The organism is Streptomyces sp. CNT360, from assembly GCF_000424785.1.
Genome location: NZ_AUKO01000029.1, coordinates 58,849 through 77,713, shown reverse-complemented (window position 1 = coordinate 77,713; position 18,865 = coordinate 58,849). Strand labels below are relative to the sequence as shown.

At 73.0% G+C, this 18,865-nt stretch carries 15 protein-coding genes and 2 pseudogenes; 8 read left to right on the top strand and 9 right to left on the bottom strand.

The annotated features are described in order from the left end of the window. Positions 1-78 precede the first annotated feature (78 nt). The gene (locus H297_RS0121935; RefSeq protein ID WP_027738810.1) at positions 79-1,227 is read right to left on the bottom strand and encodes an NADH-quinone oxidoreductase subunit D-related protein; all 1,149 of its coding nucleotides are present in this window, start codon (positions 1,225-1,227) and stop codon (positions 79-81) included. Positions 1,228-1,297: 70 nt separating this feature from the next. Here H297_RS0121935 and H297_RS0121930 point away from each other — a divergent pair, with 70 nt between their 5' ends. From H297_RS0121930 to H297_RS0121900, 7 genes are all read left to right on the top strand, one after another. Next, the gene (locus H297_RS0121930) at positions 1,298-1,807 is read left to right on the top strand and encodes a PH domain-containing protein (RefSeq protein WP_027738809.1); all 510 of its coding nucleotides are present in this window, start codon (positions 1,298-1,300) and stop codon (positions 1,805-1,807) included. Next, positions 1,804-3,354, top strand: coding sequence for a PH domain-containing protein (locus tag H297_RS37755; protein WP_486589617.1), 1,551 nt, complete (start codon positions 1,804-1,806; stop codon positions 3,352-3,354). Before H297_RS0121930 ends, H297_RS37755 begins: the two co-directional genes overlap by 4 nt. Before the next feature lie 136 nt (positions 3,355-3,490). Continuing rightward, the gene (gene folP / locus H297_RS0121920) at positions 3,491-4,354 is read left to right on the top strand and encodes a dihydropteroate synthase (RefSeq protein ID WP_027738808.1); all 864 of its coding nucleotides are present in this window, start codon (positions 3,491-3,493) and stop codon (positions 4,352-4,354) included. Next, complete coding sequence (locus H297_RS0121915; protein WP_027738807.1) at positions 4,351-4,878, top strand: nuclear transport factor 2 family protein; 528 nt, start codon at positions 4,351-4,353, stop codon at positions 4,876-4,878. Before folP ends, H297_RS0121915 begins: the two co-directional genes overlap by 4 nt. A 337-nt stretch (positions 4,879-5,215) precedes the next feature. Further along, on the top strand, positions 5,216-5,575 hold the full coding sequence (gene folB / locus H297_RS0121910; protein WP_027738806.1) for a dihydroneopterin aldolase: 360 nt from the start codon (positions 5,216-5,218) through the stop codon (positions 5,573-5,575). Continuing rightward, complete coding sequence (gene folK / locus H297_RS0121905) at positions 5,572-6,168, top strand: 2-amino-4-hydroxy-6-hydroxymethyldihydropteridine diphosphokinase (protein ID WP_027738805.1); 597 nt, start codon at positions 5,572-5,574, stop codon at positions 6,166-6,168. Before folB ends, folK begins: the two co-directional genes overlap by 4 nt. A 52-nt stretch (positions 6,169-6,220) precedes the next feature. Beyond that, a complete protein-coding gene (locus H297_RS0121900) occupies positions 6,221-6,709 on the top strand; it encodes a DUF3180 domain-containing protein (RefSeq protein WP_027738804.1) in 489 nt (162 codons plus the stop codon). A gap of 1,238 nt (positions 6,710-7,947) precedes the next feature. Here H297_RS0121900 and folE read toward each other — a convergent pair. The 7 genes and pseudogenes from folE to dacB form a co-directional block, all read right to left on the bottom strand. Further along, positions 7,948-8,553 carry a GTP cyclohydrolase I FolE gene (gene folE, locus H297_RS0121895; protein WP_027738803.1) on the bottom strand — a complete coding sequence of 202 codons (606 nt, stop codon included), beginning with the start codon at positions 8,551-8,553 and terminating at the stop codon, positions 7,948-7,950. Between the two features lie 161 nt (positions 8,554-8,714). Then, complete coding sequence (gene ftsH / locus H297_RS0121890) at positions 8,715-10,736, bottom strand: ATP-dependent zinc metalloprotease FtsH (RefSeq protein WP_027738802.1); 2,022 nt, start codon at positions 10,734-10,736, stop codon at positions 8,715-8,717. Positions 10,737-10,968: 232 nt separating this feature from the next. Beyond that, complete coding sequence (gene hpt / locus H297_RS0121885) at positions 10,969-11,508, bottom strand: hypoxanthine phosphoribosyltransferase (protein ID WP_037795075.1); 540 nt, start codon at positions 11,506-11,508, stop codon at positions 10,969-10,971. A 104-nt stretch (positions 11,509-11,612) separates the two neighbouring features. Then, positions 11,613-11,843 (bottom strand): annotated as a pseudogene (locus tag H297_RS37750) (TilS substrate-binding domain-containing protein); the annotation flags it as partial. A gap of 393 nt (positions 11,844-12,236) precedes the next feature. After that, positions 12,237-13,073: pseudogene (gene tilS / locus H297_RS37745) on the bottom strand (tRNA lysidine(34) synthetase TilS); the annotation flags it as partial. 215 nt (positions 13,074-13,288) lie between these two features. Then, complete coding sequence (locus H297_RS0121875; protein ID WP_027738800.1) at positions 13,289-14,431, bottom strand: zinc-dependent metalloprotease; 1,143 nt, start codon at positions 14,429-14,431, stop codon at positions 13,289-13,291. A 90-nt stretch (positions 14,432-14,521) separates the two neighbouring features. Then, a complete protein-coding gene (dacB, locus tag H297_RS0121870) occupies positions 14,522-16,129 on the bottom strand; it encodes a D-alanyl-D-alanine carboxypeptidase/D-alanyl-D-alanine endopeptidase (RefSeq protein WP_486589616.1) in 1,608 nt (535 codons plus the stop codon). Between the two features lie 144 nt (positions 16,130-16,273). Between dacB and H297_RS0121865 the strand changes: the two genes are divergently transcribed. Continuing rightward, positions 16,274-16,765: an inorganic diphosphatase gene (locus H297_RS0121865; protein WP_027738798.1), complete on the top strand. Its 492-nt coding sequence runs from the start codon at positions 16,274-16,276 to the stop codon at positions 16,763-16,765. 380 nt (positions 16,766-17,145) lie between these two features. On the opposite strand, the gene H297_RS0121860 is transcribed toward H297_RS0121865, so the two are convergent. After that, positions 17,146-18,840: a threonine/serine exporter family protein gene (locus H297_RS0121860; protein ID WP_486589615.1), complete on the bottom strand. Its 1,695-nt coding sequence runs from the start codon at positions 18,838-18,840 to the stop codon at positions 17,146-17,148. Positions 18,841-18,865: the final 25 nt, after the last annotated feature.

Below are 18,865 nucleotides of genomic sequence, written 5' to 3'. Positions count from 1 at the left end.
CACCGGGGCCGTCCCGCAGGCAGCCGCAGACCCTGCAGATCTCCGCGGAACCCGCTCCCGTGCAAGCCGCCCAGGGGGCTACTTGTCGATGTCACCCACCACGAAGAAGAACGATCCGAGGATCGCGACCATGTCCGCGACCAACGTGCCCGGCAGCAGCTCGGTGAGCGCCTGGATGTTGTTGAACGAGGCCGAGCGCAGCTTGAGCCGGTAGGGCGTCTTCTCCCCCTTGGAGACCAGGTAGTAGCCGTTGAGCCCCAGCGGGTTCTCGGTCCAGGCGTAGGTGGCGCCCTCGGGCGCCTTGAGCACCTTGGGCAGCCGCTGGTTGACGGGTCCCGGCGGCAGCTCCGCGAGCCGGTCGAGGCAGGCGTCGGCCAGGTCGAGGGAGTTGTGCACCTGGTCGAGGAGGACCTCGAACCGGGCGAGGCAGTCGCCCTCCTGCCGGGTCACCACGCGCAGCACGTCCTGCAGCTGCCCGTACGCCAGGTAGGGCTCGTCGCGCCGTAGATCGAAGTCGACGCCGGAGGCGCGGGCGAGCGGCCCGCTGACGCCGTAGGCGTGCACCAGTTCGGGGCTGAGTGCGCCCACTCTCCTGGTGCGGCCGCGGAAGATCTCGTTGCCGAGCACCAGGTCGTCGAAGGTCTTCATCCGGCCCCGCACGGCCGCCACCGCGTGCCGCGCACGGTCCCGCCAGCCCGCCGGGAGGTCGTCCTTGAGGCCGCCGACGCGGTTGAACATGTAGTGCATGCGGCCGCCGGAGACCTCCTCCATGACGTTCTGGAGCTCCTCCCGCTCCCGGAACGCGTAGAAGACCGGCGTGATCCCGCCGAGCTCCAGCGGGTAGGAGCCGAGGAACATCAGGTGGTTGAGCACCCGGTTCAGCTCGGCCAGCAGGGTGCGGGTCCACACCGCGCGCTCGGGCACCTCCATGCCGAGCATCCGTTCGACGGCGAGGACGACGCCCAACTCGTTGGAGAACGCCGACAGCCAGTCGTGGCGGTTGGCCAGCACGATGATCTGGCGGTAGTCCCGCGCCTCGAAGAGCTTCTCGGCGCCCCGGTGCATGTAGCCGACCACCGGTTCCGCCCGCTGGATCCGCTCCCCGTCCAGCACCAGCCGCAGCCGCAGCACGCCGTGCGTGGAGGGGTGCTGCGGACCGATGTTGAGCACCATGTCGGTGCTCTCGGCCGCCCCGCCGATACCAACGGTCGTCTCCGTCTGAGTCATGACGTCATCCTGTCAGCTTCCTCCTCCAGGCTGACACGGCCTCCTGCCCGCTGCTCCTACGCTGAAAGGCATGGCCGACCTCCCGCCCGGACCGCCCACCGACCTGCCGACCGCAGCCGAGACACAGTGGCGCGGTGTCGAGCGGGCGCTGCTGGCGCTGCGTCGGCTCGTGCTGCTGCTCTGGGCGCTGCCGGTCACCGTGGCGGCCGGAGCGACGCTCGCCCTGACGGCCAAAGGGGCGTGGGTGCTGTGTGCGCTGGTACCGCTCGCGGCTGCCGCCTGGGGCTGGGGCGCCCTGGCCCGCAACTGGCGCTCGTGGCGGTACGCGGAGCGCGCCGACGACCTGCTCGTCTCGCGGGGCGTGCTGTGGCGGGAGACCACGGTGGTGCCGTACGGGCGGATGCAGCTCGTCGAGGTGACCTCCGGCCCGCTGGAGCGGCGCCACGGGCTGGCCCGGCTCCAGCTCCACACGGCGGCCGCCACCACCGACGCCACCGTGGTGGGGCTCACCCCCGCGGAGGCCGAGCGGCTCCGCGACCGGCTGACCGAGCTGGGCGAGGCCCGATCGGCGGGGCTGTGACCGGCCCGGACGGCCCTCACGGGCCGGAGCAGCAGGGGCAGCAGGGGCAGCGCGAGCACCGCGCTGCCCCGGAGCCCCGGGACAGTGCCAGGAACTCCGACTCCCGGGACCGCGGCGCGGATCCGGGACCCCGGGGCAGCGACAGGGAGCCGGAGGTCCGGGACGGCGGCGCGCAGCCGGGGCCGTGTTGGCTGCCGCAGCGGCCCGAGGGGACGCCGCTGCATCCGGTCACCCCCTGGCGGCGGGCCTGGGCGCCGCTCGCCGCGCTGCTCGCCTTCGTCGCGCACGACGCCGAGCAGGCCCGCGAGTGGTCCACCCACCTGACGGCCGGGTGGGTGGCACTGGGGCTGCTGGTGCTGCTGCCGGCGGCCGCCGCGTACGGGTTCCTGTCCTGGTGGTGCACCAGCTACCGGGTCACCGACTCCGAACTGCGCATCCACACCGGGCTGCTCTTCCGACGTACCGCCCACATCCGGCTGGACCGTATCCAGGCCGTCGACGTCGCCCGGCCGCTGCTCGCCCGCGTGGTGGGCGTCGCCAAGCTGAAGCTGGACGCCGTCGGCACCGAGGCCAAGGACGAGCTCGCCTTCCTCGGCGAACGGGACGCTGTCGCGCTCCGTGCCGAGCTGCTGGCGCGGGCCGCCGGGATCGCCCCCGAGGCGGCGCCCGAGGCGGGCGAGGCCCCGGCTCGGGAGCTGCTGCGCGTGCCGCTGCGGACGCTGGTGATGAGCGTGGTGCTGCTGGGTGCCGGGTGGGGGACGCTGGTTGCGCTGCTCGTCGTGCCCCCGCTGCTCTATGTCGCCTCGGACAGCGTGTGGCCCGCCGTGGCCTCCGCCGTCCCGCTCGCCGGGGGCGTGTGGGCCAGCGGCGCGGGGCGCGTGATCCGCGAGTTCGACTGGACCGTCGCCGAGTCCCCCGACGGGCTCCGCCTCGACTCCGGCCTGCTCGACCGGCAGCACGCCACGGTGCCGCCCGGCCGGGTCCAGGCCGTCACCCTGGTCGAACCGCTGCTGTGGCGGCGCCGCTCGTGGGTGCGGGTCGAGCTGGCAATCGCCGGTACGGGGAAGAAGGACGGCAAGGACAGCGAGGGCCTGCTGCTGCCCGTCGCCCCGTGGTGGGAGGCGGCCGCGGTACTCGCCCGCGTGCTGCCGGGGGTCGACCTGGACGCCGCGGTCGCCGCGGCGAAGCCGGTGCCGCGGCGCGCCCGCTGGTGCGCCCCGGTGGTACGGCGAGGCTACGCGCACGGTGTGGCACCCGGTGTCTTCGTCACCCGCCAGGGCCTCCTCAAGCGCCGCACCACGCTGGTGCCGCACGCCAAGGTGCAGAGCGTCCGGCTCGCCCAGGGGCCCTGGGCCGCCCGGCACCGCCTCGCTCACGTGTGGGTGGACCACGGGGGGAACGGCGCCGCCTGCGCGCGTCTCCGCGACGAGGCCCAGGCCCGCGCGCTGCTGGCCGCCCAGGCCGACCGCTCCCGTACGGGGCGCCGCACCGCCCTGCCCGAACGCTGGCTGACCGCCCCCGCGCCCCCGGACCGCCCCACTCCCTGACCGCGCCGGGGCCCCTCGCGGCGCGGTCGGGGAGTGCGGCGGCGGGGTCCTTCGGGGCGGGGCAGCGGCAGGGGTGCGGGGCCGGCCGGGACCGGACGCCTACCCTGGGCACATGGGTGCGAGAACGCGGGGCCGCGTGGACGGCCTCCCCGAGTGGGACCGCTGTGCGGTGATGGGTGTGGTCAATGTGACCCCCGACTCGTTCTCGGACGGGGGGAACTGGTTCGACACCGAGACCGCGGTCAAGCACGGCCTCGACCTGGTGGCGCAGGGTGCCGATCTCGTGGACGTCGGCGGTGAGTCCACCCGCCCGGGGGCCGCCCGCGTGAGCGAGGGCGAGGAGCTGCGCCGCGTGCTGCCCGTGGTCCGCGGGCTGGCGGGCGAGGGCGTCGTCGTCAGCGTCGACACCATGCGCGCCACGGTCGCGGCCCGGGCCGTCGAGGCGGGCGCGGTCCTCGTCAACGACGTCAGCGGCGGACTCGCCGACCCCGGCATGGTGCCCGTGGTCGCCGAGGCGGGCGTGCCGTTCGTGGTGATGCACTGGCGCGGCCGGAGCATCGACATGAACAACCGCGCCGTCTACCGCGACACCGTCGGCGAGGTCGTCGGCGAACTGACCGAGTCGGTACGCCGCGCGGTGGACGGCGGCATCGATCCGGCCCGCGTCGTCGTCGACCCGGGGCTGGGCTTCGCCAAGCGGGCCGAGCACGACCTCGCACTCGTCGCGGAACTGGCCACGCTGCGGGCCGAGCTGGGCCGGCCACTGCTCGTCGCCGCCTCCCGCAAGCGGTTCCTGGGCCGGGTGCTCGCCGACGCGCAGGGCGCGGCCCCGCCGCCGGCCCGCGAACGGGACGCCGCCACCGCGGCTGTCTCCGCGCTGGCGGCGCGCGAGGGGGCGTGGGCCGTGCGCGTCCACGAGGTGCGCGCCAGCGCCGACGCCGTACGGGTCGCGCGCGCCGTCGAACAGGCCGCCGACGCGCTCGGGGAGACGCCCCGGTGAGCGGCACCCCCACGGATGTCGAAGCCGTCGAGGCCGCCAACACCGCGTTCTACGACGCGATCGAGCGCGGCGACATCGAGGCGCTCTCCCGCATGTGGCTGGGTGAGGGCGCCGACGATGCGGCGGACCCGGAAGGCGGCGAGGGCGAGCACGGGGTGCGGGTCGTCCACCCCGGCTGGCCGGTGCTCACCGGGCGCGGCGAGGTCCTGCGGTCGTACTCACTGATCATGGCGAACACCGAGTACGTGCAGTTCTTCCTCACCGACACGGAGGTCTCCGTGCTGGGCGACACCGCCCTGGTGAGCTGCACCGAGAACATCCTCAGCGGTGGTCCCGCCGAGGCGGACGGCTCGGCGGGACCCCTGGTGGGCGGGCTGGTGGTGGCCACCAACGTCTTCCGGCGCACCGAGGAGGGCGCCTGGAGGCTGTGGTCCCACCACGGCTCGCCCGTCCTGGTCGAACAGGACGAGGACGGCCCCGGCGAGGACGAGAGCGACCTCGGCCAGGGCGACGTCGAACTCTGAGCCCCTGCAACCGCGGTGTGCCTGCCCGGTACGCGAACGGGCTGTGCACCAGGCGCGGCCGCCGTAGGCGCGAGGCACCCGCATGTGCACGAGAAGCGGACGGTGCGCGCACCGGACGTGGACGGCGTGCGCACAAGGTGGGACGGCGTGCGCACAAGGCGTGGACGGCGTGCGCACGGGCGCGGCCCCGCGGGCCGGAAGCGTCGGCCGGGAATGCGCGCGTGGCCGCGGGCGCTGTGGGGTAGGCGGCGCCGCAAGCCGCTGAGCACGCGGGTAGATTCGGGCCGATGCCGCACACGGCGGCACCGGATCCGCACGACGGACGGGAGGGATGCGCGTGGATCGCGTCGCACTGCGCGGCCTCACGGCGCGTGGGCATCACGGCGTGTTCGCCAGGGAACGCGAAGAAGGTCAGATCTTCGTCGTGGACCTCGACATGGGCCTCGACACGCGCCCGGCTGCCACAGGCGACGACCTGTCCCGTACGGTCCATTACGGCGTCGTCGCCGAAGAGGTCGTCGCGGTCGTCGAGGGCGAACCGGTCGATCTGATCGAGACGCTCGCCCAGCGGATCGCCGACACCTGTCTGCGGCACGAGGCCGTACGGGAGGTGGAGGTGGTCGTCCACAAGCCGGAGGCGCCGATCACCGTCCCCTTCGAAGACGTGACCATCACTATCAAGCGGAGCCGCGCATGACGCCGAACAGTGACCCGACCGTACAGCCGGTGCCCGCCTCGGTGGTGCAGCAGGTGGATGCGGCCGACACGACCCTGCACGACCCGAGCGTCGCCGTACTGTCGCTGGGCAGCAACCTCGGCAACCGGCTGGAGTCCCTGCAAAGCGCCGTCGACGCGCTCGCGGACACCCCGGGGCTGAAGGTCAAGGCCGTCTCGCCGGTCTACGAGACCCAACCGTGGGGCGTCGACCCCGACAGCCAGCCCAGCTACTTCAACGCCGTCGTCGTCGTGAAGACCACGCTGCCGCCCAGCTCGCTGCTGGAGCGCGGCCACGCCATCGAGGAAGCGCTGGAACGCACCCGCGAGGAGCGCTGGGCGCCGCGCCCCATCGACGTGGACATCGTCGCCTACCAGGGCATCGTCTCCGACGACCCGCAGCTGACCCTGCCCCACCCGCGGGCCCACGAGCGGGCCTTCGTCCTCGTGCCGTGGCACGACGTCGACCCGGCCGCCGAGGTCCCGGGCCGCGGTGCGGTCGAGGCGCTGCTCGCCTCCCTCGGCCGGGAGGGCATCACCGCGCGCCCCGACCTGGAACTCGTCCTTCCCGCCTGAGCGCCGGTGCCCGTGCCGTCCACGACCGTGCACCCCGCGAGGTGGAAGTGAGATGAACCAACTCCGTGTCCGCACCCTGGCGGCGCTCTTCGTCGTCGCCGGGGTGCTCTCATGGGGCGTGGCCCGGCTGTGGGACTCGCTGGGCACCCTGCCGGGCGTCCCGGTCGCCGCGCCCATCGTGCTCGGCGCCATCGTGGCCGTGCTGCTGGCCACCGCCCTGTCGCTGCGCTCCCGGCTGAAGGCCCAGCGCGAACGCGAGCCGGACGCCAAGGGTGTCGAGCCGATGATGGCTGCCCGCGCCGTCCTTTTCGGCCAGTCCAGCGCCCTGGTCGCCGCGCTGGTCTCCGGCATGTACGGCGGCACCGGCCTCTTCCTGATCACCGAGCGCTCCGAGATCCCCGCCCGCGCCGCCCAGGCCCTCTACGCGGGCCTCTCCGTCGTCGCGGGCATCGCCGTCATAGCGGCCGCCCTGTACCTGGAACGCATCTGCCGCCTCCCCGACGACGAGGACGACCGCCGCCCACCGGGAGCCGGCACCTGACCCGCAGGCGCGCACTTCCGTACGCACGGATTCCCGAGAACTTCCGTACGCACGACCTTCCGGCGTGATCCGGGGGATGAGGGCCGGAGGCACCGCGCCAACCAACCGGCAGCCGCGGGAGCCGCGCGACCGGCCGCCGCGAGCGCCGCTGCCCCGCACCAGCCCGTGCGCCCCTGCGCGGGCGCTCGGCGCCGACCCTGCGCGGGCGGCGGACCCCCCGCGTGAGTGGCGGACCCTGCGTGGCCGACCCTGCGTGGGCAGCAGGCCCCGCGTGGGCGGCAGACCCCCCGTGGGGGGCAAACCCCGCGTGCGCGCTCGGCGCCGACCCTGCGTGAGTGGCGGACCCTGCGTGAGCGCTCGGCGGCGGACCCCGCATGGGCGACGAACCCCGCGTGAGCCCTCGACGCCGACCCTGCATGGGCGGCGGCCCCTGAGTGGGCAGCGGGCCCCGCGTGGGCGGCGAACCCCCGTGGGCGGCGGACCCCCGCGTGGCGGACCCCGGTGAGCGCTCGACGCCGACCCTGCATGGGCGGCGGCCCCTGAGTGGGCAGCGGGCCCCGCGTGGGCGGCGAACCCTCGTGGGCGGCGAACCCCGCGTGGCGGACCCCGCGTGAGCGCTCGACGCCGACCCTGCATGGGCGGCGGCCCCTGAGTGGGCAGCGGGACCCCCGTGGGCGGCGGACCCCCGCGTGGCGGACCCCGCATGAGCCCTCGCCGCCGACCCTGCATGGGCGGCGGCCCCTGAGTGGGCAGCGGGCCCCGCGTGGGCGGCGAACCCTCGTGGGCGGCGAACCCCGCGTGGCGGACCCCGCGTGAGCGCTCGACGCCGACCCTGCATGGGCGGCGGCCCCTGAGTGGGCAGCGGGACCCCCGTGGGCGGCGAACCCCGTGTGAGCGGCGGACCCCGAGTGGCGGACCCCGCGTGAGCGCTCGGCGCCGACCCTGCATGGGCGGCGAACCCCGCATGGGCGCTCGGCGCCGACCCTGCGTGAGTGGCGAACCCCGCATGGGCGCTCGGCGCCGACCCTGCATGGGCGGCGAACCCCGCATGGCCGACCCCGCATGGGCGCTCGGCGCCGACCCTGCGTGAGTGGCGGACCCCGCGTGGGCAGCGGACGCGTTTCGGGTACGACCGGTGCGGTCGCCCGCGGCGGAGCAGTCCTACGTCAGCACGGCGGCGGCCGTCGGGACCGAGGCCATGGCGGTGACGACCGGCCGTTCCGCCCGGCGTGCGCGGCCTACCTGGCGAGGATGAGGCTCATCGCCTCGGCCCGCGTCGTGGCGTCGCGGAGCTGCCCGCGCACGGCGGACGTCGTGGTCTTGGCGCCGGGCTTGCGGACGCCGCGCACCGACATGCACATGTGCTCGCACTCGATGACGACGATGACCCCGCGCGGCTCCAGTATCCTCATCAGCGAGTCCGCGATCTGGGTCGTCAGACGCTCCTGCACCTGCGGGCGGCGGGCGAAGACGTCCACGAGCCGGGCCAGCTTCGACAACCCCGTGATCTTCCCGCTCGCGGACGGGATGTAGCCCACGTGCGCCACGCCGTGGAACGGCAGCAGATGATGCTCGCACTGGCTGACGACCTCGATGTCCTTCACCAGGACCATCTCGTCGTGACCGAGGTCGAACGTGGTCGTCAGCACGTCCTCCGGACGCTGGCGCAGGCCCGCGAACATCTCCCGGTACGCCCGCGCCACCCGCGCCGGCGTCTCCAGCAGACCCTCGCGGTCCGGGTCCTCACCCACCGCGATGAGGAGCTCACGAACGGCGTTCTCCGCACGCTTCTCGTCGAACTCGCCTGTCGGGGTCTCACCGTCCAGGGTCACCGGGTCGGTCATCTGGCTCCTCGTTCCTTGACTCGCGCAGTGGCCCCCGGCTGCCGCGCCGGGGCACCCGCGGCCACACAGCGGAAAGCCGCGCCCCTCAGTCGCTAACGCGAGGGGCGCGGCTGACATTCCTGGGCGGTCACCGGGGCGCAGAGACCCCGGTGACCTCGGCCTCATCCGTTGTCCGGGTCCGCGGGCTCGACGATGGCGTCCGAGTCGCGGGGGCCGATCTCCTTGCCGAGGTTGGTGCCGCCGTTGCCGTTGGTCAGCGCGGCGGGCGGGGCCGAGACCGGCGGCCGGGTGGAGGGAGTGCGCCGCGAGGAGCCGGTCCAGGCGGGGCGGGTGGGACGCCGGACGACGGGGCGGAAGACCTCGGCGATCTCCTCCTTGTTCAGCGTCTCCTTCTCCAGCAGGGCCAGCACGAGGTTGTCGAGGACGTCGCGGTTCTCCACCAGGATTTCCCAGGCTTCGTTGTGCGCCGTCTCGATCAGCTTCTTGACCTCCTCGTCCACCAGCCCGGCGACCTCTTCGGAGTAGTCGCGCTGGTGACCCATCTCCTTGCCCAGGAAGGGCTCGGACTGGTCGGAGCCGAACTTGATGGCGCCCAGCCGCTCCGTCATGCCGTACTGGGTGACCATCGCCCGCGCCGTGGCCGTGGCCTTCTCGATGTCGTTGGCCGCGCCCGTGGTCGGGTCGTGGAAGACGAGCTCCTCGGCCGCGCGCCCGCCCATCATGTAGGCGAGCTGGTCGAGCATCTCGTTCCGCGTGGTCGAGTACTTGTCCTCGTCCGGCAGCACCATCGTGTAGCCCAGGGCCCGGCCTCTGGACAGAATGGTGATCTTGTGGACGGGATCGGAGTTCGGTGAGGCCGCCGCGACCAGGGCGTGTCCGCCCTCGTGGTACGCGGTGATCTTCTTCTCCTTGTCGCTCATGATCCGGGTCCGCTTCTGCGGTCCGGCCACGACGCGGTCGATCGCCTCGTCCAGATACTTGTTGTCGATCAGTTTCTGGTCCCCGCGCGCGGTGAGCAGCGCCGCCTCGTTGAGGACGTTGCTCAGGTCGGCGCCGGTGAAGCCGGGGGTACGCCGGGCGACCGCGCTCAGATCCACGTCGGGCGCCATGGGCTTGCCCTTCTGGTGGACCTGGAGGATCTCCAGACGGCCCTGCATGTCGGGGCGGTCGACGGCGATCTGCCGGTCGAAACGGCCCGGACGCAGCAGCGCGGGGTCGAGGATGTCGGGCCGGTTGGTGGCGGCGATCAGGATGACGCCGCCCTTGACGTCGAAGCCGTCCATCTCGACCAGGAGCTGGTTGAGCGTCTGCTCGCGCTCGTCGTGGCCGCCGCCCATGCCGGCGCCGCGGTGGCGGCCGACGGCGTCGATCTCGTCGACGAACACGATGGCCGGCGCGTTGGCCTTGGCCTGCTCGAACAGGTCGCGCACCCGGGAGGCGCCGACACCGACGAACATCTCGACGAAGTCGGAGCCCGAGATCGAGTAGAACGGCACCCCGGCCTCGCCCGCGACGGCGCGGGCCAGCAGTGTCTTACCCGTACCCGGAGGGCCGTACAGCAGCACGCCCTTGGGAATCTTGGCACCGACCGCCTGGAACTTGGCGGGCTCCTGGAGGAACTCCTTGATCTCCTGGAGCTCCTCGACCGCCTCGTCGGAACCTGCCACGTCCGAGAACGTCGTCTTCGGGGTGTCCTTGGTGATGAGCTTGGCCTTGGACTTCCCGAAGTTCATCACTCGGGAGCCGCCGCCCTGCATCTGGTTCATCAAGAACAGGAAGATGACGATGATCAGCACGAAGGGCAGGAAGGAGATCAGCATCCCGACGAACGGGTTCTGCTTCTGCGGTGCGACCGTGTATCCCTTCGGGATCTCCTTCTGGTCGTACTTCTGCTGAAGCTCCTTGGCGATGTCGACGCCCTGGTCGTCGATGTAGCTCGCCTTGATCTTGTCGCTGTCCTCGACCTTGGCGCCGTCCTTGAGCTCCAGCTTGACGATCTCTTCGTCGCCCGTGGTGAGCTCAGCGGACTTCACCTTGTCCTGTCGGATCGCCTGTACGACCTGGCCGGTGTCCACCGTCTTGAAGCCGCCGGACGAGCCGACGACCTGCATCAACACGACCACGGCAAGGACGGCCAGCACGATCCACATGACCGGCCCGCGGAAGTATCGCTTCACGTCCATCCATACGGAGCGCGTGCGCCCCGTCCCTCCTGCCACAGTGAGTTGAAAAGCCTGACCTTCGGACGGTACCCCAGCATTGTCACCCGGCGCCGCCGAGGACGGTCAACCGCACCGTCCCCGCAAGCACCAACGAGGGGCGCCGTCCCTGTGTTCCCGGCTCGGAACGACGTACGGCGACCCGGGGCACCGCCCGCGTCCCGTGCGCTCCGCACCGGAAGCCCGTTCGCAAGCGTCAGCCGCCGTAGACGTGCGGGGCGAGCGTGCCGACGAAGGGGAGGTTGCGGTACTTCTCCGCGTAGTCGAGCCCGTAGCCGACGACGAACTCGTTGGGGATGTCGAAACCGACCCACTTCACGTCGATCGCCACCTTGGCGGCGTCCGGCTTCCGCAGCAGCGTGCACACGTTGAGCGAGGCGGGCTCGCGCGAACCCAGGTTCGACAGCAGCCAGGACAGCGTCAGACCGGAGTCGATGATGTCCTCGACGATCAGGACGTGCCTGCCCTTGATGTCGGTGTCCAGGTCCTTGAGGATGCGGACCACACCGGAGGACTGGGTCCCGGCCCCGTAGGAGGAGACCGCCATCCAGTCCATCGTCGCCCGGGCCGACAGCGCCCGTGCCAGGTCCGCCATCACCATGACGGCGCCCTTGAGCACCCCGACAAGCAGCAGGTCCTTGCCCGCGTACTCCGCGTCGATCTGCGCGGCCAGCCCGGCCAGCTTCGCGTCGATCTCTTCCTTGCTGACCAGCACCGACTGAAGGTCGGCGCCCATGTCTTTGTCGTCCACCCGTGCTGCTCTCGCTCGTCGAGGTCCGCCACTTCTGCCGACCCGCCGGGAGACCGGGCGGCCGACCCGGATGGGTGCCGGGTCGCCGGTCAGTTCGGTGAGCCGTGCCGGATGACCAGTCTGCCACCCTGCCGGGCGACCTCGACACGCCCGGGGAGGTTCAGCGCCCGCTGACCGCGCCAGGCGGTCAGCAGCCTGTCCATCTCCTCGATGTGCCGCGCGAACAGCGAACCGGCGGGCGCACCCGCCTCGACTGCGGCCCGGCGCAGCACGCGGCGGCGCACCGCGGGCGGCAGCGCGAAGAGCCGCGCCACGTCGAGTTCGACGCGTACGTCCGATCCGGCGACGGGGTCACCCGGCTGCGCGAACACGGTGCCGGACGCGGTCTCGGACGCCGTCCCGGCCCCGGCCTGCGCCCCGGTTGCCGCACCGGCGTGCGCCCCGGCCGCCGCTGTTGCCTGCGCCCCGCTCTGCGCTCCGCCCTGTGCCCCGACAGTGGGTCCGGTCTGGGTTCCGGTCGCCGGCCCGGTCCGGGGCCCGGACGCCGTCGAGGGCTGCGTACCGTCGATCGGCCCGGAGGGCGGTCCGACAGCGGGACCGGAGGAGCCACCGGCAACCGGCCCGGAAGAGGACCCGACGGTGGCGGCGGAGGAGTTGCCGGAAGCGGGCCCGACGGCGGGGCCGGAGGGGGCGGTGGCGACCGGCTCGGAGGGCGTGGCGTCACGGCTGGGGGTCCGTACGACTGCCCGTTCGGCGTCGTCCGTCCAGGCGTCCAGCGCGTCGGCGTCGTCGCGGGAGAGCTGCGCGGTGCGGGCCAGCGCCTCGATCACGCCCTTGCCGAGCGCCTTCTCCAGGGCGGGCAGCGCCTCGTGGCGGACCCGGGAGCGGGTGTAGGCGGGGTCCGCGTTGTGCGGGTCGTCCCAGACGGGGAGCGACTGGACCATGCAGCCCTTGCGGGTGGTCTGCCGGTCGACGGTCAGGAAGGGACGGCGGTAGCGGCCGCCCGGGCCGGAGACCGCGGCCATGCCGGACAGGGAGCGGGTGCCCGAGCCGCGGGCGAGGCCGAGCAGCACCGTCTCGGCCTGGTCGTCGCGGGTGTGACCGAGCAGCACGGCGGCGGCACCGAGCCGCTCGGCGGCCTCGTCGAGCGCGGCGTAGCGGGCCTCCCGAGCGGCGGCCTCGGGGCCGTTGCGGGTGCGGCCGATGTGGACGGTGACCGACTCGACCGGGTCCAGGCCGAGACCGGTGAGGCGGCCGGCAACTTCCGCGGCGCGGTCGGCGGAGCCGTCCTGCAGGCCGTGGTCGACCGTGACGCCTCCGGCGCGCACACCCAGCCGGGGGGCCTCGAAGGCGAGGGCGGAGGCGAGTGCCGTGGAGTCGGCACCTCCGGAGCAGGCGACCAGAACGAGCGGCGGCAGCGGCTCGGCGGACCGGTTGCGGGCCTGGGGGGTGGCCGGCGTGGTGGCCGTCGTCGCCTGCGCGCTGAGCACGTCGTGGAGTGTGCGGCGTACCGCCAGGCGTATCGCGGCGACCGCGGGATGGGGACCCATGTCCGATTCACTTCCTCGTCAGGATCTGCGCCGGCGCCGCGGGTGGGGACTCCGCGGTCCACGGGGCGCGGGGGGAGTTGAAGGCCGACTCTTATCACGCTGAGTATGTCGATGGTGACAGAGATGGACCGTATTACCCGAGCATCGCACGCGTGCCAGGCCCGCACGGTCCCTCGGAAGAGTGATTGGAGGGGCCTTCAGGACGCCCCGGAAGCTCACTCCCCCTTACGGTGCACCCGCGCGATCCACTCGGCCGGCGCGGCGATCTCCGCCTTCGTCGGCAAGGTGTTCGGTGACGTCCACACCCGGTTGAAACCGTCCATGCCCACCTCGTCCACGACCGCCCGCACGAACCGCTCCCCGTCCCGGTACTGCCGCAGCTTCGCGTCCAGTCCCAGCAGCTTGCGCAGCGCCAGGTCGAGGCGGCCCGCGCCGGTGGCGCGCCGCTTCTGGAACTTCTCCCGGATCTCCGTGACGGTCGGCACGACCTGCGGGCCCACCCCGTCCATCACGTAGTCGGCGTGGCCCTCCAGCAGCGACATCACGGCCGTGAGCCGGCCCAGGACCTCGCGCTGGGCCGGGGTCTGGACCAGCTCGACGAGGCTGGGCTTCTCCTCCGCGCCGGCCGCCTCGCCCTGCTCGCCCTCCCCCGGCTTGCCGCCGCTCAGCGCCTGGACGGCCTCCCGGATGCGCTCCAGCAGCGTGCCGGGGTCGATGTCGGTCTGCTCCAGGAAGGCCTGGATCTCCATCCGCAGATGGTCGCGGAGCCACGGCACGGCGGTGAACTGGGTGCGGTGCGTCTCCTCGTGCAGGCACACCCACAGCCGGAAGTCGTGCGGGTCCACCTCCAGCTCCCGCTCCACGTTCACGATGTTCGGCGCCACCAGCAGCAGCCGCCCGCCGCCGTCGGCGCCGCCGGGCAGGTCGCGTCCCGCCGGGGCGAACGTCTCGTACTGGCCGAGGACCCGCGAGGAGAGGAACGACAGCAGCATCCCCACCTCGACGCCGGTGACCTTGCCGCCGACCGCCCCCAGCACCGCCCCGCCGGGCACCCCGGCGCGGCGCTCCTGCACCTTGGCCAGCAGCGGCGAGAGCAGCTCGCGGAAGCCCGCCACGTTCGCCTTCACCCAGCCGGGCCGGTCCACCACCAGGACGGGCGTGTCCGCCCCTTCGCCGGCCGGGGTCAGCCTGGTGAAGCCCCGGACGTGCTCCTCGGAGACCTTGGCGTGCCGCCGCAGCTCGGCGACGATGCCGCGCGCCTCCTCCCGGCTCACCTCAGGGCCCGGCCGTCCGAGCCGGGTCGCGGTCGAGACCGCGAGATTCCAGTCGACCATCTCCACACCACCGAGGCTCGTCATTCCTTCACCGTACGTGCCGTGCCCGCCGTGCGGGAGGCGACCGGAGGACCACCCGTCCCCCAGGGGCGGCGTGCCCGCGGCCCGCGCGGATCATCCCGCGGACGGCGAATCCCGGCACCCGCAGTTGGCCAGGGCCGAGGCGATCCGGTCCAGCGACTTCTCCGCCGCGTCGGCCGCCGGGGCGCCGGTCGTCATGAAGGCGAAGGCCAGCATCCGGCCGTCCGCGTCCACGACCGTGCCCGCCAACGTGTTCACGCCCGTGAGGGTGCCCGTCTTCGCCCGGACGAGGCCCGCGCCCGGCTCCCCGCGCTCGCCGCCGTACCGGTCGTCGAGCGTGCCGGTGAACCCGGCCACGGGCAGGCCGGTCAGCACGCTGCGCAGAGCCGGTCTGCCGGGATCGGCCGCCAGAGTGAGCAGCCGGGTCAGCAACGCGGGTGAGACCCGGTCGGAGCGGTCGAGGCCGCTGCCGTCCGCGAACCGCGCCCCCTTCAGGGGCATGCCGAGCTTGCCGAGGGTCCGCTGCACGGCGCGGCCGGCGCCCGCGAAGCTCGCCGGCTCGTCCCCGGCCAGCGCCGTCTGGCGAGCGAGGGCCTCGGCGATGTCGTTGTCGCTGTGGGTGAGCATCCTCTCGACGAGCGCCCGCAGCGGCGTCGAACGGTGCACGGCGAGCTGCCGTGCCCCCTTGTCCGCCGTACGCGCCGCGGGAGCGCCCCGCACCGTGACGCCGCGCTTCTCCAGTTGTCCGGCGAACTGTCCGGCCGCTTCCTGTGCGGGGTCGGCGACACGGGGCGCGGGCCCGTGGTCGCTGTGGTCGCTGCGGCCCTCGTCCACCATCAGCGGGGTGATGCGGGCCAGGTTCTCGTTCGGGCCGATCCGGTGCTGCTCGCCGCCCTGGTAGCGGGAGGTGTCGTAGCGGACCCGCACCGTCTTCTCGCCGCGCTCGCGCAGCGCGCGGGCCGTGTCGGTGGCCAGCCCCGCCAGATCCTTCCCGGTCAGCGTGGGGTCGCCGCCGCCGACCACCGTGACCCGGTCACCGGCGCCGACCACCCGCGTCGCGATCCGGTACGACTCGCCCCGGGCCGTCAGCGCGGCCGACGCGGTCGCCAGCTTGACGGTGGACGCGGGCGCCGACACCTCGGCCGCTCCCTGCGCGAAGAGCTGCCGTCCCGTGACGGCGTCCACCACCGCGGCGTGCCGCACGGAACCGAGCGCACCGTCCTCGATCAGCGGTTCGAGCGTGTCGGCGAGGGCCGAGGCGGTGGGCGGCGGCACCTGCTCGGGACGGGACCCACCGGCCTGCGGGCCGCCCTCGTCGCCGTCCCGCCGCCCCGCGGGGCCGGCGGCGGCCAGCACCTGCGGCGCGGTCAGCTCCGGGCCGTGCCCGCCCGCGCCGCCCGGGGTGTGGCCCCCGCCACTTCCCCGCCCTTCGCGGGCCGCCCACACCCGCTCGGCCCTACGCTGACCCGAGTCCCACGGGCCCGCGGCGGCCACCGTCACCAGCGCGACCACGAGTCCCAGCGCGGCGGAGGCGGCCGTCAGTCGAACGGTCTGCCGTTGCTGCGGGGCCGCAGCCCGCCAGCGTCGTCGGGCCCTGCGCACCGTGACGCGGCCGCGTCGACGGGCACGTGTCCACAGCTCGCGGGCCGTCCGGCGGGCCGCGCGGTAGGCACGGTTCGCGGTGTCACGCACCTTCCCCACGGCGTGAACCACCTCGACCAGCCCCTTTCGCGAGCACACATGTGCGTGGGGGACACTTAATCACCAGACTGGAGTTCTTCTGGGGGACGGCCCCCAGGGCACACGAGTGCTGATCTCATCATGATCTATACGGAGGAGCCTCCCTTGGAGTTCGACGTCACCATCGAGATCCCGAAGGGCTCGCGGAACAAGTACGAGGTGGACCACGAGACGGGTCGCATCCGCCTCGACCGTCACCTGTTCACCTCGACCGTGTACCCCGCGGACTACGGCTTCGTCGACGGCACCCTCGGCGAGGACGGCGACCCCCTCGACGCCCTGGTCCTGCTGGAGGAGCCCACCTTCCCCGGCTGCATCATCAAGTGCCGCGCCATCGGCATGTTCCGGATGACGGACGAGGCCGGCGGCGACGACAAGCTGCTGTGTGTGCCGTCGTCCGACCCGCGGATGGAGCACCTGCGGGACATTCACCACGTCAGTGAGTTCGACCGGCTGGAGATCCAGCACTTCTTCGAGGTCTACAAGGACCTGGAGCCGGGGAAGTCCGTCGAGGGTGCCAACTGGGTCGGCCGGGCCGAGGCGGAGTCCGAGGTCGAGGCCTCCATCAAGCGCCTCGCCGCCGAAGGCGGCCACTGACACACTCCCCACCACCGGAGCCTCACCCCCACGTGACCCCACCTTTCCCTCACTGGAGGGGCTTAGCCGGGCTTTCGCGCGGGTCAGAAGCCACCACAAAGCCGCGCGAAAGCCGCCGGACGCACCAAGGTGGTCTGCCACCAGGGCGTTCCCACGAAGTAAACGAGCTGAAGCTCTTGCGGAAGGGGGCTCCCAGGGGTGGGGGTCCCCCCGGACGGAGTCTGGGGGAGAAGCCCCCGTAGCGGGGGGCCGTTGGGGGGCGGAGCCGCCCCAACGCCCGTCCGGCGAGGACAAAGGGGTCTGGGGCGAAGCCCCAGGAATGAGAGGTCACAAGGGGCTGAGGCCCCAGCCGTGAGGGGCACCAACGCCGCGAGGCTTCCTCAGAAGCCCCGCGTCCGCTTGGCAGCCCGCCGCCCCGGAAGCGGCGTCTCCCGCCCAGGAGTCTTGATGAAGAGCCGGGCAAGCTCACCACCAAGATTGACTCCGATGGCAATGGCCAACGCCAGAGCCCCCGCGGTGGCGAGATGCTCGAACCCCTTGTTCACATCCTCCTGCGCAATGTTCAGCAACCCGAAATACGTGTTGCTACCAGGCAGCAACGGCCCGATCGCCGCGGTGATGTACGGCAGCGAGGACGCGAACTGGTACCGCGACAGGAGCTGCCCGAAGAGCCCGACGAGCCCGGCGGCGATCACCGTCGCAGGCACCGGCTTGAGGTGCGCGTTGGTGAGCACCCCGTAGATCAGCCAGGCGACGCCACCGTTGAGGGTGGCCAGCAGCACGGTGTGCCGCTCCTGCTGGAGGAGCACGCAGAAGGCCAGCGCCAGCAGCATGGCGGCGAGCAGCTGGGTCACCGGGCGGCCACCGTGCTGGACGACGTCCGGGGTGAGCTGGGCATGGAGCCGGTCACCGACGTAGAGGATCATCAGGACGCCGCAGACGATGCCGACGATCAGGTAGACGACCTCCAGCAGGCGGGCGGCGGCGGTGATGTAGAAGCCGGTGAGTCCGTCGTGCACGGCGGCGACCAGGGCGCGCCCGGGGATCAGCGCGAACAGTCCACCGGTGATCACCGCGGAGGCCTGGATGCGGGTGTCGGTGTGCTGGGAGAGCAGGGCGACGCCCACCCCTATCGCGGCGGGCGGCATCGCCGCGGCTGCGAACTGGTAGAACTCCGGCAGCCCGCGTCCGGCGCACAGCCAGGCGAGCCGGTCGCCGAGGACGGCGCCGAGTGCGGCGAGGAAGAAGACCAGCGCATCGCCGCCCACCAGCAGGGACGCCGCACCGGAGAGTGCGCCGCTGGCCACGCTGAGGGCCCATTTGGAGTAGGGGTGCCGGTTGCGGCGCATCTCCGCGAGGCGGCGGTAGGCCTCCTCCAGGGAGACGTCGCCCTGGGTGATGTCGGCGACGAGGCCGAAGACGGAGGAGAGCCGCGTGTAGTCGGTACCGCGCCGCCGCACGGTTCTGCTGAGCGTCACCGGGTCGTCGACCAGTGAGGGCTGGTGGGTGATGGACAGCAGGGTGAAGGTGACGGTGGGCTCGGTGCGGTCGAGCCCGTAGGCGTGGGCGACACCGAACATCGCGGCCTCGACGTCCTCGGCGCCCTCGCCGCCGGCCAGCAGCAGTTCGCCGATACGGAGCGTCAGGTCGAGGACGCGGGGGACGGGCGGCCCGCTCTCGGCCTCCTCGGTGCGGGCGGGGCGCTCGGGGACGGGGCGCTCGGCGAGCGGCATCCGCACGATGGAACGCATCCGGTCCTGCCAGGGCGATCCGGGCCTGGCGAGGGGGCCGACGACGGGGATGCCCTCGGGCGGGGTGAAGGCGTTGCTGTGCTCGGACTGCTGGGGGGTCTTGAGTCCTTCGGGGAGGGTGAACTCGGAGGTCGGGTGCTCCTCCTCCGGGACGGGGGGAAGCGGCACGCCCAAGGGGGCGGTGAACGCGCTCCGCGACTCGTCGGCGGAGGCCGCCTGCGCCTCCTCCGACTCACCGTTCTGGTCTGCGGCGTCGCCGTTTCCCTGGGACTGCCCCACCACGTTCTGTCCGCTCCTTACCGTTTCGCGCCGTACGCGCCGCATGCGTCATGCATCCACCAGTGCCACA